At 61.3% G+C, this 15,708-nt stretch carries 15 protein-coding genes; 4 read left to right on the forward strand and 11 right to left on the reverse strand.

The genetic code is table 11. The annotated features are described in order from the left end of the window. Position 1: 1 nt before the first annotated feature. Both AB4Y85_RS02015 and AB4Y85_RS02020 read right to left on the reverse strand, forming a co-directional pair. Entirely contained in the window at positions 2–985 is a 984-nt protein-coding gene (locus AB4Y85_RS02015) for a L,D-transpeptidase family protein (RefSeq protein ID WP_441983173.1), read from the reverse strand. A 73-nt stretch (positions 986–1,058) separates the two neighbouring features. Continuing rightward, positions 1,059–1,817, reverse strand: a complete 759-nt coding sequence (locus tag AB4Y85_RS02020; RefSeq protein ID WP_441983174.1) for an extensin-like domain-containing protein — start codon at positions 1,815–1,817, stop codon at positions 1,059–1,061. A gap of 159 nt (positions 1,818–1,976) precedes the next feature. Between AB4Y85_RS02020 and AB4Y85_RS02025 the strand changes: the two genes are divergently transcribed. After that, positions 1,977–2,354: a hypothetical protein gene (locus AB4Y85_RS02025; protein WP_441983175.1), complete on the forward strand. Its 378-nt coding sequence runs from the start codon at positions 1,977–1,979 to the stop codon at positions 2,352–2,354. 366 nt (positions 2,355–2,720) lie between these two features. Here AB4Y85_RS02025 and AB4Y85_RS02030 read toward each other — a convergent pair whose 3' ends face one another. The 7 genes from AB4Y85_RS02030 to AB4Y85_RS02060 all read right to left on the reverse strand — a co-directional run bounded on the left by AB4Y85_RS02030 (position 2,721) and on the right by AB4Y85_RS02060 (position 9,948). Next, positions 2,721–4,103 (reverse strand): FGGY-family carbohydrate kinase, encoded by a 1,383-nt coding sequence (locus tag AB4Y85_RS02030; RefSeq protein ID WP_441983176.1) that lies wholly within the window; start codon positions 4,101–4,103, stop codon positions 2,721–2,723. Positions 4,104–4,107: 4 nt separating this feature from the next. Further along, positions 4,108–4,431 carry an L-rhamnose mutarotase gene (gene rhaM / locus AB4Y85_RS02035; RefSeq protein ID WP_441983177.1) on the reverse strand — a complete coding sequence of 108 codons (324 nt, stop codon included), beginning with the start codon at positions 4,429–4,431 and terminating at the stop codon, positions 4,108–4,110. Beyond that, positions 4,428–5,474, reverse strand: coding sequence for an ABC transporter permease (locus tag AB4Y85_RS02040; RefSeq protein ID WP_441983178.1), 1,047 nt, complete (start codon positions 5,472–5,474; stop codon positions 4,428–4,430). Before AB4Y85_RS02040 ends, rhaM begins: the two co-directional genes overlap by 4 nt. Continuing rightward, positions 5,471–6,490 (reverse strand): ABC transporter permease, encoded by a 1,020-nt coding sequence (locus AB4Y85_RS02045; protein WP_441983233.1) that lies wholly within the window; start codon positions 6,488–6,490, stop codon positions 5,471–5,473. The genes AB4Y85_RS02040 and AB4Y85_RS02045 overlap by 4 nt, the downstream gene beginning before the upstream one ends. A 16-nt stretch (positions 6,491–6,506) precedes the next feature. Then, positions 6,507–8,024 carry a sugar ABC transporter ATP-binding protein gene (locus AB4Y85_RS02050; protein WP_441983179.1) on the reverse strand — a complete coding sequence of 506 codons (1,518 nt, stop codon included), beginning with the start codon at positions 8,022–8,024 and terminating at the stop codon, positions 6,507–6,509. Between the two features lie 79 nt (positions 8,025–8,103). Then, on the reverse strand, positions 8,104–9,099 hold the full coding sequence (gene rhaS / locus AB4Y85_RS02055; protein WP_441983180.1) for a rhamnose ABC transporter substrate-binding protein: 996 nt from the start codon (positions 9,097–9,099) through the stop codon (positions 8,104–8,106). Between the two features lie 36 nt (positions 9,100–9,135). Further along, entirely contained in the window at positions 9,136–9,948 is an 813-nt protein-coding gene (locus tag AB4Y85_RS02060; RefSeq protein ID WP_441983181.1) for a DeoR/GlpR family DNA-binding transcription regulator, read from the reverse strand. Between the two features lie 245 nt (positions 9,949–10,193). Between AB4Y85_RS02060 and AB4Y85_RS02065 the strand changes: the two genes are divergently transcribed. Genes AB4Y85_RS02065 through AB4Y85_RS02075 form a run of 3 tightly spaced genes read left to right on the forward strand, consistent with a single transcriptional unit; the run spans position 10,194 to position 14,780 of the window. Further along, positions 10,194–12,299: a bifunctional rhamnulose-1-phosphate aldolase/short-chain dehydrogenase gene (locus AB4Y85_RS02065; RefSeq protein ID WP_441983182.1), complete on the forward strand. Its 2,106-nt coding sequence runs from the start codon at positions 10,194–10,196 to the stop codon at positions 12,297–12,299. A gap of 21 nt (positions 12,300–12,320) precedes the next feature. After that, positions 12,321–13,616: an L-rhamnose catabolism isomerase gene (rhaI, locus tag AB4Y85_RS02070; RefSeq protein WP_441983183.1), complete on the forward strand. Its 1,296-nt coding sequence runs from the start codon at positions 12,321–12,323 to the stop codon at positions 13,614–13,616. 30 nt (positions 13,617–13,646) lie between these two features. Further along, on the forward strand, positions 13,647–14,780 hold the full coding sequence (locus tag AB4Y85_RS02075; RefSeq protein ID WP_441983184.1) for an alpha-hydroxy acid oxidase: 1,134 nt from the start codon (positions 13,647–13,649) through the stop codon (positions 14,778–14,780). A gap of 18 nt (positions 14,781–14,798) precedes the next feature. On the opposite strand, the gene AB4Y85_RS02080 is transcribed toward AB4Y85_RS02075, so the two are convergent. Together AB4Y85_RS02080 and AB4Y85_RS02085 are read right to left on the reverse strand one after the other, a co-directional pair. Continuing rightward, positions 14,799–15,326: a DUF421 domain-containing protein gene (locus AB4Y85_RS02080; RefSeq protein ID WP_441983185.1), complete on the reverse strand. Its 528-nt coding sequence runs from the start codon at positions 15,324–15,326 to the stop codon at positions 14,799–14,801. A 21-nt stretch (positions 15,327–15,347) separates the two neighbouring features. Next, positions 15,348–15,707: a hypothetical protein gene (locus AB4Y85_RS02085; RefSeq protein WP_441983186.1), complete on the reverse strand. Its 360-nt coding sequence runs from the start codon at positions 15,705–15,707 to the stop codon at positions 15,348–15,350. Position 15,708 lies beyond the last annotated feature (1 nt).

Consider the following 15,708-nt stretch of genomic DNA (forward strand, 5'->3'; position numbering starts at 1 on the left):
ACTAGTCCAGGAACTCGACTGGTGTCCCCTTCCTGACCATCTTCGCGAGCGCCTCGACATCCCAATTCGTCAGGCGCACGCAGCCGTTGGAATAGGCTTTGCCGACCTTCTCAGGCTCAGGCGTCCCGTGAATGCCGAAGCTCTCCACGGAAAGATCGATCCAGGTCGACCCCACCGGATTGTTCGGGCCTGGCTTGATCACGAACTTCTCCTTCACCTTCACGCCCTTGAAAGCATAATCCGGATTGTAGGTATAAGTCGGATTCGGCGCGATGGCGCGCACCTCATGCGTGCCCGAAGGAGCCGGCTTCTCTTCACTGCCGATGGAGGCCGGATAGACGGCGATGATGGAGCCGTCCTTGGCGAGCGCCCGCAGCACCTTCTCGCTCTTGACCACTTCGATTTTCGCCAGCTTCTCCTTGTCCTTCTCATCGTCCTTCGGGCCATGGGCCACATTGGCGACGACGATGGATGTGCCGGCGGCATCGAAGCGCTTGCCGGGGTTCAGCTCCTTGAGCAAGTCGATATCCATGTGGAATTTCTCGGCGAGCAATTCCTGCGGACTGGAATAGGACAGGCGATCGAGCTTCGCCTGGTCTTCCATCTTGTCGGGAATGAACGTGAATGGTCCTCTCACGTCGTCTTCGGAAATCGCATATTCGACCAAGGCGGGGTCGGATGAGCCTTCGCTAAGCTTCGTCCAAACCTCGTCGTCGAGTTCGTCATCGACCTTGAGGCCCTTCACTTTCTCGAAAGCCTTGATCGCATTCTGCAGGTTCTCGCCGTTGAGCCCGTCGATCACGCCCGGTGAAAACCGCGCCCGGTCAAGCAGAACCTGCGCCTTGATTAAAACCGGAGATACACCTTTCTCGACCCTCTCCGATGGACCGGCAGAGTTTACGGCGTCGAGCGTCAACGTCTCGGAAGCAGCAGCAACGCTCGTCAGCCCCACCACACTCAAAACAACACAACCGAACAGCTTCATCAAATACTCCAGCACTCTCGTCCCGCACGCGGGGTGCATGACAAAGTGCGAACGGCCTTCGTGTTCCCTGCTTTTATTGGCAAATGCGATAGCCGCCCTTGCGCCCTCTCATATCCAGGTGGAGATGATCGCTGTGGTCGGCATCCGCGCCGGGGCCGAGCACCGTCGTGAAGATGGGACAGGCCTCTTTCCGGATCGCGGATTGAAACGCAGCTTCCGGCGACTCCTCGTCGTGGGCTTTGATCGTCAGCGGTGCGCGCTTGTTGAACCCGATTCCCATCACATCGACTGCGTTGCCGAAGGCATGTTCGCTGAGCTTGGTGCCGGAGCGCTGGTCGCGGCATTGATATGACGTACCAATCGCGATTTTCTTCGGCTCATCCTGAAGGTGCTCCTTCGCTTTCGGCAGCACCACGCCGTTGGACCACTGCGTCAGCGCCTCCGCGAGCGAGCATTCCATCAGTGACCCGGTTGACAATTGCACATTACTCGGCAAGGCGGAGACAAGCACAGGGTTGTCGATCTTGCACTCGTCGTCCCGCATGGGCGGATGCTTCTCGAAACGAAGGCCCAGGGTCTTGAGGCGTTCGATGCAGGCGGCCGCCTCGGGATCGGCCTCCAATGCCTTTTCATCCTGCTTCGGCTCGGACAGCTTGTCTGCGGGCGCTTCGGTTGGCGCCGGCCTGTCCGGACGCGGCGGCGGCAGTGGCGGTGAACCGGGTTGCGCCACAACCGATGAGGCTGAGGCGAGCATGGCGACGAGAGCCACTGCTCCTGCCCATTTCGCCCCATAAACACACCTTCGCATGCAACCTCCGATGAATGCACTCAAGCTTTGCTTCCTGCAGACAACCGAAGCGTGCGAGCCCGCGTTCCATTTCTCCTTCAGGGTATCTTGTTGAACTCTCATCCCTGCTCCACGTTTTTAAAAAACCTCTGCCCGTTTGCGCAATTCGAGCCCATCGGCATGGCACGGGTGAAAGGATCTTGAATGAGCGCGATTCCGCTTTCGATGATCGGCCTGAGCGAAGCTTCGACACAAATTCCGAAGTTGCTGGAACCGGCGGGTCATTCCTGCACCAAGCGGGCCGAGGATTTGAAAGCCCGGATCGATGATCTCCGCGTGCAACTTCGCGAAGCGGAAGAAGAGCTGGAGCGTGAAGAAAGTCGAATCCCGGCGATCGGCGATTTCGTGCGCTGCCCCCTCACCGGCTTTTTCGGCCAGGTGACGAAAGTCACGCCTCGCCCTCACAGCCGCCCCTGGGTGGAAATTCTTCTCTATCTTGGAGAGGATCTTCCAGGCCATGCGCAGATCGATCTGTTTGGAAACTGGGAACTCATCGACCGTCCGGGACAGGCTGCACTCTAGGACGGGAAAATGAGAGGGCCGCGCCGGGCTTCTTGCTATCCGGTCGCGGCCCTTGGCCCGTATTGCCCCTACGGACACTCGCTGGCCCCTGAGGGCCTAATCTCGGAAGCGCTCTCCGCCACAACTCTTAGGGAGTACACCTTTTGAGTTGGTGTTAAAGACTCGGAAAACAGGAAGGAAGTCCTTAAGGTCGGGGCTCGGCCGTTAACCTTTGCCCCTATGGCCGCACCTTAAAGCGCCTCGTTCCCGAGGCGCTTTTTTCTTTCGAATCGAGCTACCTCTTAGGAAGTAAGCTAAGCAAAAAAGCGGCGGCGTCTATTAGGCTGGACGGCCTAGAACCAAGAAATCATCCGTCTCGGCCATTTTTCAGAGAGCCGACATATCCGGCAGGCTTCGCGCGAGGCGGCCCCATTCGGTGCAGTAGCGCTGAAACTCATCGGGCAGCGTCGAGGTCGTGAATGCATCAGCCTGTGCCACCTGAGACGCGGAGAGATTTGAGGCAAGTAGCGCCGCACCGACACTCGTTCCTGTCGAACCTGTCGCTGCAATCACCGGGCGCCCGGTCGCACGCTCCAGCGCTTCTATGTAAAGCGTGTTCCGTGTGAACGGCCCTTCGACGACGACAGGACCCGAAGCGCCGGTAAGGTCGAGGCAGGTCTTCGTCATGAAGGCGCAATAGAGAGAAGCCGCCACATAGGTCTCATCCGCATTAAGACTACCCTGAGCATTCATGATGCGATGCTCCGCATGAGGATAGGGTCCGCATCCCGGCATCGCGCTCGGCGTGAGATGAATGCCCTCGCCCACGACACGTTCAATGGCTTCCGCTGTCGCCTTCCCCTGCCCGCCCGTCAGCATCTCGAACTCACGTCCACCCATGAATCGGGCCGAGGGCACGGCCCGCCCGAGCGCATCCACATTCGCCAGCGTATCGCGCGCCGGGTCAAGATGATCGAGATCGCCGCCGACTGCGAAGAGCACGACCCAGGTGCCGGTCGAGACCACCGCGAAAGGCGCCTCACGCTGAAGAAGATGCGGCAGGAGAGACGCGTTGGAATCGTGAATGCCGCAATACACGGGAACAGGCTTGTTCAGCCCGAGAGCCCTTGCGATCTCGCCGGTAACATGGCCCAGCAAGTCAGCAGGCTTCTTCACCTGCGCCAGCTTACCGGCGATGCCAAGGCGCTCGACAAGGCTCGAGAACATGCCCACACGCGGCAGCCACAGATCCGTATGGCACCCGAGCGAGGTGACATCGGTCGCGGCAACGCCCGTCAGCCGCCAGCCCCAATATTGCGGATAGGTGACGATGGTCCGCACCTGCCTGAAGGCTTCCGGGAAGGCTCTCCTCTGATAGTGAAACTGCGCACCGAGATTGAGCCCGCCGGGCAATCGGGGCGAAAATGTTTCCGAAAAGGGAGGCCGCATCGCATCGTAGGCTTCTTCGATCTCGGCTGGGTAGCGGAACTCGTAATCCAGAACCGGCAGGGCAAGATCATCCTCACCGAGCAGCGCCCCGCTCGCGCCGTGCGCCGTGATCGAGATGGCCTCGAAGCCATGCTCGGCGTGAAGCTCCCTCAGAGATTCGATGAAGAACCCGAAGATGCCGTCCACATCGAAATGCGGATAGGGGCCATCGGTGAGCACCTTGTTCGGCTTGGTGCGTGCGGCAAGCTCTCGGCCTGCCGCTACATCGACGATCACGGCCTTGACGTTGGTCTTGCCGACATCGAGCACTGCAACTTTCATGCGGTCACGCCATATGGAAGACGGTGACGAGCGGCTTCTCGACCGGTGACTTGTCCGGGTTCGTCGCCATGATATCGGCCATGTGAGCCCACCAGCGTTTCATCACCGGATGGTTCGGAAGGTCCGCCATGTTGTGCGGTACCAGGCGCCAGAGCACGGCGAAAAGGATGTTCGTCTCAGGATCGAGATGGATCGAATAATCCTCGACGCCCGCATCCTTGAGCAGCATTTCCAACTCCGGCCAGATCTCGTCATGGCGGCGGCGGTATTCCGCCTCCATTCCGGGATTGAGCTGCATCTTGAAGGCATATTTCTCTCTGGTGCTCATGCGGCGCTCCTTGAGTGGATGCGGCGGACCAGGATCGGCAGCGCGATCACGAGGATCAGCAGCAGGCCGATGAAGATGGACATGACGATGCCGGGCACGTTGAGCAGGCCAAGACCGAATGTGACGAGCCCCATGACGATGGCCGCCAGCACGACACCGGGAATGGTGCCCGAGCCGCCGAGAATGCTCACGCCACCGAGCACTGCCATGGTGATGGCCTCAAGCTCCCAGCCGGCAGCGATGGTGTGACGGGTCGAGCCCAGCCGCGAGGTAAGGCACACGGCGGCGAACCCGCTCATCACGCCCGTCATGAGGAACAGGGCAAATTTCGTGCGGCGCACCGGGATGCCGGAGAATTGCGCGGCGAAGGCGTTGTTGCCGATGGCGTAGATCCAGCGCCCGAAGGTCGTCTTGTGCAGCAGGATGCCGAAGAGGATCGCGAAGACGACGAAGGCCACCATCTCGAAGGTCACGACCTCGAAGCCGGGCAGCGTCGGCCACCAGGAGAAATCCGACATGTATCCCTGCCCGAACCAGGCGAAGCTCGCCGGATAGCCGCCATAGGCCTGATCACCCAGAACGATCTGCGCGATGCCGCGAAAGAGGCTCATGGTACCGATGGTGACCACAATGGACGGCAGGCCAATGCGCGCCACGAGCAGGCCATTGAACGCGCCGCAAAGCAGGCCGACGCCAAGGCCGATGCAGACGAGCGCGGGCGTCTGGAAGCCCATCTGAGCGGCTGCGCCCATGGCGGTCGAAGCCAATGCGATGATGGCCGCCACGGACAGGTCGATCTCGCCCGAGATGATGAGCAGAGTCATCGCGAAGGCGATCATGGCTTTTTCGGTGAAGTTGTAGGTAGCGTCCGACAGGTTCCACGGATCGAGGAAGTGCGGCGAAGCGAACGAGTTGGCGATGAAGATCGAGATGGCCACCGCCACCAGCAGCGCCTCCCAGCTTCCCAACAGCCGCCCGATAGGCGTGGAAAGCTTGTCCGGGATATGGCGCACGGGCTGCTTCTCGGCTGCAAGCGTGGTCATACGGCGGCTCCTTCCACGGAGGGCTGAATGGGCACGGCGCGCGCCTTCGCAGCGTCGCGAAGGATCAGGTGGCCCTTGCGGCGCTCCTGGCGAGCGTTGAAGAGGACGGCGACGATGATGACGAAGCCGGAGATCGCCATCTGCCAGAAGGGCGAGATATTAATGACCGGAAGCGCGTTCTTGATCACCCCGAGGAACAGGGCGCCGAGCACCGCGCCACCCACGGAGCCGATGCCGCCAAGCGTCGAGATGCCGCCGATGACACAGGCGGCGACCGTGTCGAGCTCGAAGCCCGCTGCGATGTCGACATAAGCCACCGCGTAGCGCGATACCCAGAGATAACCGCAGAGACCCGCGAGAGCACCGGAGAGCACGAAGGCGAAGAATTTCGTGCGGCCCACATCCACCCCCGCATAAAGCGCCGCGGTGGGATTGCCGCCTGCGGCATAGAGTGAGCGCCCGAAAACCGTGCGCGTGAACAGCAGGGCAACGATTGCGATCACGAGGATCGCCGTCCATCCGAGCAGGGGCAGACCCAACACCGGCAGGCGCGGCGTGTTGAGAAAGACCGGCGTCATCTGGGTCTGATTGACCCAGGCACCGCCCGAGAGCACGAAAGCCATGCCGCGATAGATCGTGAGTGTGCCGAGCGTCGCCACGATGGCGGGAATGCCGATCTTCCACACCATGAAGCCGTTGATGGCGCCGAGCATCGCTCCGATACCGAGCGCCGCCGCGATGAGCAGAGGCAGCGGAACGCTCGGGAACGCAGCGTTCAGCATCGCGACTGCCATGCCTGTGAAGGAAAGGTTGGCGGCCACCGAGAGATCGATGGATTTGGTGAGGATCAGCGCCATCTGGCCGAGCGCCAGAATGATGAGGATCGACGTGTCGTTGAAGATGTTCGCGAGGCTTTTGGGCGAGGCAAAGCCCGGCGCGCGCGAGGTGAAGGCCCCGATCAGAACGATGATGATCGCCACCAGCAGGAGTTCGCGGTATTTCAGGATACGGCTCATCGCGTCTTTCATCCCATCACTCATTGCCGGTGGCGGCGCGCACCAGGGTCTCGGCGTCGAGCCCGTCCCGCTCCCAGATGCCGGCCATGCGCCCTTCCCTCATCACGATCACCCTGTCGGACATGCCAAGGATTTCAGGCAGCTCCGACGAGACCATGATCACGCTCAAGCCCTCGCTCGCGAGCTCGCTCATGAAGGCGTGAACAGCGGCCTTGGAGCCGATGTCGATGCCCTTCGTCGGCTCGTCGAGAATGATGACCTTCGGCTTGGTGGCGAGCCACTTGCCGATGACCACCTTCTGCTGGTTGCCGCCCGACAGCGTGCCGACCGGCACCGACAAGGCGGCAGCCCGCAGGTCCAGACGCTCCGCATAGCGGCGTGCGAGAGAGTATTCTTTGGCTTGGCGCAGGAAGCCCGCCCGCGTCGTCTTGCTCAACGTCGCCATAGAAAAATTCTGGAAGATCGGCATCTGGAGCACCGCGCCATGACGCCCGCGCTCCTCCGGCACATAGACGATGCCGGCGGAAATCGCGTCGGAGGGCGAGCGGATCTCGATGGCCCGGCCTTCGAGTTCGACGCTGCCGGCGCTAGGTTGCGTGATGCCGAACAGGGACTGGCAGAATTCCGACCGCCCTGCCCCGACGAGACCGTAGAGGCCGAGAATTTCGCTCCGGCGCAAAGCGAAGGAAATGTCGTTGAACTCGGTTGGGTGGGAATAGCCTGCCACCTTCAGAACCGTGTCGCCGATGGCCACTTCGATCTTGGGAAACACGTGATCGACCGAGCGGCCCACCATCATCTTCACGATTTCGTCCTGGCCGGTCTGAGCGAGCGACCCGGAACCAATGGAGCGCCCGTCGCGGAAGACGACGAAGCGCTCGGCAATCTCATATACCTCTTCGAACTTGTGGCTGATGAACAGGATCGCCCTGCCCTGCTTTTTCAGCCGCTCGATGATACGGAAGAGGTCTTCCACTTCCTTGTAGGAGAGCGCCGCCGTGGGCTCGTCCATGATGACGACGCGAGCCTCGACCGACAAAGCGCGTGCAATAGCAACGAGATGGCGTTGCGCGATCGAGAGGTCTTTCAGGCGCGTATAGGGGCTGATCGGCGCATCGATAGAGGTGAGCAGGGCCGCTGCCCGCGCATTCATGGCCTTCCAATTCACGAGGCCCAGTCGGTTGCGCGGGGCATGGCCGAGAAAGATGTTCTCAGAGACGGAGAGTTCGTCGAACAGCACGGTTTCCTGGTGAATCGCCGTGATGCCGCTGCGGATGGCTGCCTCCGCATTGGCGAAATGCACGGGCGTCCCATCAACGACGATCTCGCCGCCATCCGGCTGGTAGATACCAGTCAGGATTTTGACGAGTGTGGATTTTCCCGCGCCGTTCTCGCCGATCAGCGCCGTCACGGTTCCCGGGTAGAGCGCGACATCGACGTTGTCGAGCGCCTTCACGCCGGGAAAGGACTTGGAAATGCCGCGCATTTCCAGGAGCGGCGCCGGATCGTGAGGAACGGCCTGTACGACAGACATGGGAACTCCCGCCGTTATTCGGATATGAGCAAGAAAGGCGCGGTTACCCCGCGCCTTTCCCCGGGATGTCTTTCAGATCTCAGAAGATCTTGGCGAACTCGTCCACGTTGCTCTTGTTGTAGACAAAGGGATCGGCCATGGCGGCTTCGCCGTTGTCGCCGATCTTGATCTTGCCCATGCGACCGGCATTGATCTCGGAGCCGGGCTTGCCGTCTGTCTCTTTCTTGGCGAGACGGTAGGCAAGCTGCGTCGCGGAGTAGCCGAGGTCGATCGGGTTCCAGATCGCGAATTCCTTCGTCGCACCCGAATGCACGGCGCCTGCCATCTCGGACGGCAGGCCGAGACCGGTCACGTAGACCTGGCCGATCTTGCCGGCATCCTTCACGGCCTGCGAGGCGGAGAGGACACCGACTGTCGTCGGAGCCACGATCACCTTCACGTTCGACTGCGAGGTGAGCAAGCCCTGTGCTTCACGGTAGCTCTTATCGGCAAGATCATCGCCGTAAACGGTCGTGACGAGGTTCAGGCCGGGATATTTCGGCAGCTGCTTCTTCATCTCGGCGATCCAGACATTCTGGTTGGTTGAGGTGGAGGTGGCCGAGAGAATGGCGAAATCGCCCTTGCCGTCCGGCAGGTGCGAGGCGGCGAGCTTCAGGCACATGTTGCCGATCAGCTCATTCGAAGACGGGTTGAGGTGCAGAATACGGCCGTCCTTGTTGACGCCGGAATCCCACGAGATCACCTTGATGCCACGCTGCATGGCGCGCTTCAGGGCCGGAACGACCGCATCCGGATCGTTGGCGGAAATCGCGATGGCATCGACCTTCTGGGCGATGAGCGCATTGATCACTTCGATCTGGCCTTCAGCCGTGGTCGAGGTGGGGCCGGTATAGATGATGTCGACGCCGCCGAGTTCCTTGGCGGCTTGCTGTGCCCCCTTGTTGGCTGCCTCGAAGAAGCCGTTGCCGAGGGACTTCACCACAAGACCGATCTTGAGGTTCTCTGCGCTGGCAGCGCTTGAGAGAAGCGCAAGTCCCAGGGCCGTACCGACGGCGAGTTTCGCGAATAATTTCATTGTCTTCCTCCCGTTTCAAAACACCTCCGGCAGACTTCACGCCGCCGATGAGGATTCCTGTTTCGCCTCCGTGGCCGAGACCCCGGCGACGATCAGCTTGATGCCCGCATCCTCGATCATCGCGCGCGCCTGACCCGAAATGCCGTCATCGGTGATCAGGGTGGAGACGCGATTGAGGGGGCAGAGAATGAGGCTCGAACGGCGCTGGAACTTGGTGGAATCCACCATCAGAACCAGCTCGTCGGCCTGGTTGATGAGCTTCTGTTCGGCCTGGATGATGAGGGCATCCTGCTCCATCACGCCGAGCGCGCCGACGCCTTGAGCGCCCATGAACATGCGGCGCGCATAGAAATTGCGCGTCACGTCATTGTCGAAGGGCGAGAGTATTATGCTCTGGTCGCGGTAGACCGAACCGCCCGGCAGCATCACCTGGTTCTTGGAATGCTTGATCAGATGTTCGGCAATCGCGAAGGAATTGGTGAAGACCTGCATGCGGCGGGTCGAAAGGTAATGCACCATCTGGAACGTGGTCGTGCCGCCATTGATGATGATGGCATCGCCATCATGGCAGAGAGCTACGGCCTCGCGGGCAATGGCGCGCTTCTTGGCGGCGTTCTCCCCTTCCGACACCCGGAACGGCTTGGCGGCGAGCGGGCTGATCTGTTGCGGATGGAGGGCCTCTGCGCCACCGCGCACGCGACGCAGGCGGCCCTGAACGTGGAGGGCCGCTATATCCCGGCGGATCGTCGCCTCGGAGGCTTCCGTCAACTCCACCAGGTCCTGGATGGTCGCGACGGGCCTCTCCTGAACGAGGCTGAGAATGATCCGATGCCTTTCACGTTCGTGCATATTTCCTCACCAAAGTGCCATTGAAACGAGCAGGACCATCAAGAGGCCATCAAATCCGCTTACAGGCAACACTAGCGTCTTGGAGAATCCTATAAGCGTCAATCATTTCCAGTCTTATCCCTTCGTATAATGACAATATTTGAGCGTTTTTGATCGGTTTTGGTTGACAAGGATCGGGGTCTCGCGAATGTTCTCCGCCTAATCGTGAGGCATGCGCGCCTTGTTCAGCTTGGCAGGAGGAACCCGTGGATACTGCGACGCAAACCGTGAAGCTGCTCGACAACAGGTGGGATGACACGAAGGCGGCCACCCTCGACGAGCCGGGTCTGCTGCTCTACCGCTCCAATCTGCTCGGCGCCGACAAGCGCATCACCAATTACGGCGGCGGCAATACCTCGGCCAAGGTGACGGAGACCGACCCGCTCACCGGCCAGAAGGCCGAGGTTCTGTGGGTGAAGGGTTCCGGCGGCGATGTAGGCACCATCAAGCTCGACGGCTTCGCCACCCTCTACATGGACAAGCTGCTATCGCTGAAGAACCTCTACAAGAGCGTCGAGGATGAGGACCGCATGGTGGGCTTCCTGCCCCACGCGACTTTCAACCTGAACACCCGCGCCGCCTCCATCGATACGCCCCTGCACGGCTTCCTGCCCTACAAGCATGTGGACCACATGCACCCGGACGCGATCATCGCGATTGCCGCTTCCAAGAACTCACGCGAGCTGACGAAAGCGATCTTCGGTGACGAAATCGGTTGGCTGCCCTGGCGCCGCCCCGGCTTCCAGCTCGGTCTCGACCTCGAAGCCTTCGCCAAGGCGAACCCGGAGGCCAAGGGCGTCGTGCTCGAAAGCCATGGCCTCTTCACCTGGGCGGACAACGCCAAGGATTGCTACGAGCTGACTCTGCGCATCATCAACCATGCCATCCAGTGGTTCGCGAAAACGACCGCCGGCAAGGCTGCCTTCGGCGGCGCAGTCACTACCAGCCTCTCGGTTGAGGAGCGCCGCAGGATCGCCGCGCGCCTGATGCCGGAAATCCGCGGCAAGATCGGTCAGGACGAGCGCAAGCTCGGTCACTTCGACGATCAGGATGCGGTTCTGGAATTCGTCAATTCCGCCAACCTGAAGCCGCTGGCCCAGCTCGGCACCAGCTGCCCGGACCACTTCCTGCGCACCAAAATCCGTCCGCTCGTGCTTGAGTTCAACCCGAAGTCACCGGATGTCGATGCCATCGTCGCCGGCCTCGATGCGGCGCTTGACGCCTACCGCGCCGACTACACGCGCTATTACGAACAGTGCAAGCACGCCAATAGCCCGAAGATGCGCGACCCGAACCCGGTGATCTTCCTGATCCCCGGCGTCGGCATGCTCTCGTTTGCCCGCGACAAGGCCACGGCCCGCATCGCCAGCGAGTTCTATGTGAACGCCATCAACGTGATGCGCGGCGCATCCTCGGTCTCCGAATATCAGGGCCTGCCCGAGCAGGAAGCCTTCGACATCGAGTACTGGCTCCTTGAGGAAGCCAAGCTCCAGCGCATGCCCAAGCCAAAGAGCCTTGCGGGCCGCGTGGCTTTCATTACCGGCGGCGCGGGCGGCATCGGCCGTGCAACGGCCGAGCGGCTGATGGCCGAGGGCGCCTGCGTGCTTCTGGCCGATATCGACCAGGACTCGCTCGACGGTACCATGGACGATTTCGCCAAACGCTTCGGCAAGGATGCCGTCCGCGGCGTCAAGCTCAACGTCACGAGCGAGAACGAGGTTCTTTCGTCCTTCGTCGAGGCTTCGGTCGAATTCGGCGGCATCGACATTCTGGTGTCGAACGCGGGCATCGCGTCTTCTGCTCCGGTCGAGGACACGGATCTTGCCATGTGGAACAAGAACATGGACATCCTGGCGACCGGCTACTTCCTGGTCTCCCGTGAGGCGTTCCGCCTGTTCCGCCGCCAGAAGCTTGGTGGCAACATCGTCTTCGTGGCCTCCAAGAACGGCCTCGCCTCCTCTCCCAACGCCTCAGCCTATTGCACCGCCAAGGCCGCCGAGATCCATCTCGCCCGCTGCTTGGCGCTCGAAGGTGCGGATGCCGGCATTCGCGTCAACACGGTCAACCCGGATGCGGTGCTGCGCGGCTCCAAGATCTGGTCCGGCGAATGGCGCGAGCAGCGCGCGGCCTCGTCCAAGCTCGCTGTCGACGAGCTGGAGGAGCATTACCGTAAGCGCTCACTCCTGAAGCTGAACGTGTTCCCGGAGGATATCGCGGAAGCTATCTACTTCCTCGCTTCCGACGCCTCGGCGAAGTCCACCGGCAACATCATCAATGTGGATGCCGGCAACGCCATGTCGTTCACGCGCTAAGATCAGGCCGGGGAGGAAACCATGGCAGAACAGAAAATCCGGACTGAGGTCGTCGCCGCCGACAACGAGAAGCGCAACGGCGCGTTGAAAGCCGACTACGACGCTCTTGGGGCGAAGCTCGCTCGCGACGGCATCAGCATCGATGCGATCACCGAGAAGGTGGGACAGTTCTTCGTGGCTGTCCCCTCCTGGGGCGTGGGCACCGGCGGCACCCGCTTCGCCCGTTTCCCCGGCCTCGGCGAGCCACGCAACATCTTCGACAAACTCGACGATTGCGCGGTGATCCACCAACTGACCCAGGCGACACCCAACGTTTCCCTGCATATTCCGTGGGACAAAGTGGACGATCCGCGCCGCTTGAAGACCCATGCGGATGCCCTGGGCCTCGGCTTCGACGCCATGAACTCCAACACCTTCTCGGACGCCCCGGGGCAGGAGCACAGCTACAAATACGGCTCTCTCAGCCACGCGGATGCGGCGACCCGCCAGCAGGCGGTGGAGCACAATATCGAGTGCATCGAGATCGGCGAGGCCATCGGCTCCAAGGCGCTGACCGTATGGATCGGCGACGGCTCGAACTTCCCCGGCCAGACCAACTTCACCAAGAGCTTCGAGCGCTACCTCGATGCCATGAAGGCGATCTATCAGCGGTTGCCCGGCGACTGGCGCATCTTTTCCGAGCACAAGATGTATGAGCCGGCCTTCTATTCCACGGTCGTGCAGGATTGGGGCACCAACTACCTCATCGCCACCGAGCTCGGCGAGAAGGCGTACTGCCTCGTAGATCTCGGGCACCATGCGCCAAACGTGAATATCGAGATGATCGTGGCGCGCCTCATCCAGTTCGACAAGCTGGGCGGCTTCCACTTCAACGACTCGAAATACGGCGACGACGATCTGGATGCGGGCTCCATCGACCCCTACCGCCTGTTCCTCGTTTTCAATGAGCTGGTGGATGCCGAGCATCGCAAGGTTCCGGATTTCCGTCCGGCGCATATGATCGACCAGTCTCATAATGTGACCGACCCCATCGAGAGCCTGATCCGCAGCACTAACGAGATCCGACGCGCCTATGCGCAGGCCCTGATCGTGGACAGGAAGGCGCTGGAAAACTATCAGGAATCGAATGACGCCCTCATGGCGTCCGAGACCCTGAAAAACGGCTTCCGCACGGATGTCGAGCCGATCCTCGCCATGGCCCGCCTGAAGGCCGGTAGCGCCATCGATCCGGTGGCAGCTTATCGCGCAAGCGGATATCGCGCTGAAGTGAGCAAGGAACGCCCGGCGGTCGTCGGAGGCAGCGGCGGCATCGTCTGACGCTACCCGACCTCGCACCTGGAGAGTGCCATGAAGACGATCACCTGCATCGACGATCTGCGCGATCTTCATCGCCGCCGCACGCCTCGTGCCTTCTTCGATTATTGCGACCGGGGCTCCTATGCTGAGGAGACACTGAATGCAAACCGCCGCGACCTGAAGGCGCTCACCCTGCGCCAGCGAGTCATGGTGGATGTAGGCAACCGCTCGACCGAAACGACCATTCTCGGCGTCAGGCGCGCTCTGCCCTTCGGCCTCGCTCCCGTGGGCCTGACCGGCATGCAGTACGGCGACGGCGAAATCCTCGCGGCGAAGGCCGCCGAGGCGGCCAACATTCCGTTCACGCTGTCCACCATGTCGATCTGCTCCATCGAGGATGTGGCGGCGGCGACAACAGTGCCGTTCTGGTTCCAGCTTTATGTGATGCGAGACCGAAGCTTCGCCGAGTCACTCATGGCGCGGGCGCATGCCGCCAAGTGCAGTGCGCTCGTCCTCACCCTGGACCTCCAGGTGCAGGGCCAGCGTCACAACGACATCAAGAACGGCATGACCGTGCCGCCGCGCGTCACCTTCAAGAACGTATTCGATGTAGCGACCAAGCCCGCCTGGGCGCTAAGCGTGCTGCGTGGCAAACGCAAGACCTTCGGCAACCTGGAAGGCGTAAAGGGCATGTCGGCGGCGACATCCCTCGCGGCCTGGATCTCCACCCAGTTCGACCCGACGCTGAACTGGGACGACGTGGCCTGGATCCGCCGGATATGGCCGGGCAAGCTGATCCTGAAAGGCGTTCTCGATGTGGAGGATGCCCGCAAGGCGGCAGACACGGGCGCCGATGCCATTGTGGTGTCGAACCATGGTGGCCGTCAGCTCGATGGTGCGCCTTCGGCCATCTCCATGCTGCCTCCCATCGCTCAAGCCGTGGGCGAACAGGTCGAGGTGATGTTCGACAGCGGCATCCGCTCCGGCCAGGATGTCGTGCGCGCCATCGCGCTCGGTGCGAAATTCTGCCTGATCGGGCGCGCGTTCAACTATGGCCTTGGCGCCGGCGGGCAAGCGGGCGTCGAGAAAGCCATCAGCATCATCGCGCGTGAGCTCGACGTCACCATGGCGCTCACAGGGCGGCGCACAATTACGGAAATCGACCGGACGGCTTTAATGGGCTGAAGACCAAAGGACCGATTTTCAGGTCACTGCCCTCGTCGCGGCATCGTTCGAACCCGTCTCGCCTTTATCCGCTCGGATGACGCTGATCCGCCCGTCGCCTTCGATATAGGCCCGCTTCACCTTGGAGCAATGCTCGACGCCATGCTGGCGAAGCTGACTGTTCAACTCCTCGGTCGTGATCATCTCCTGGCGCATGTTTCTGAAGATCATCTCGCCATCCTTGATCAGCAGAAGCGGCGGCGGGCGGGTCAGGCGCTGGAAAGCGGGAATGCGATATCCGAGCCAATCGACCGCATAATTCCAGAATACGATAGTGAGCACGAGTATCCCACCCTCGGTGATGGACTTGTATTCGCTTGCCATAGCATTCTGCGCCGCATCGGCGATGAGAACGATGACCAGCAGATCGGCGATCCCAATCACACCCGATTGCCGCTTGAGAAAGAATCTCAGGATCAGGAACAGCATGATGTAGGTGAGCGTCCCACGCACGATGATCGAGAGGATCGGATGGGTCGGGATGAACAATTCCTGCCAATCGATCATGTCCGGGTTAACCTCTCGGCTTCATGCACAGGATGGAAGAAGGAAGGCCGGCACCGCGTGCCAGATCAGCACGATGGGCGAGAAGCCGTTGATCAGGACGCTCGCCTGGCTCATGAAGAGATCGGCCGGGGCGACCGGCTCACCCCTCACCTGCCGATAGATGCGAAACGAGATGAGCAGGAGGATGCCGGTGGCGGCGAGCATGAGAAGCGTGGTCGCCACGATCGTTGCCGGGACGATATGAAAGCCCAGCAAGGTCGCATCCGCCCATCCACGTCCGCAAAGGGTCGAGGTCACGGCATAGATCACAGTGAACTGCACAGCCCAGGCCAAGAGCCCGCCGAGCATCAGTAGCACCTGAACTGTCCGCCGCCCACTCATG

The sequence above is a fragment of the Microvirga sp. 2YAF29 genome, from assembly GCF_052114605.1.
Classification (GTDB): Bacteria; Pseudomonadota; Alphaproteobacteria; order Rhizobiales; family Beijerinckiaceae; genus Microvirga.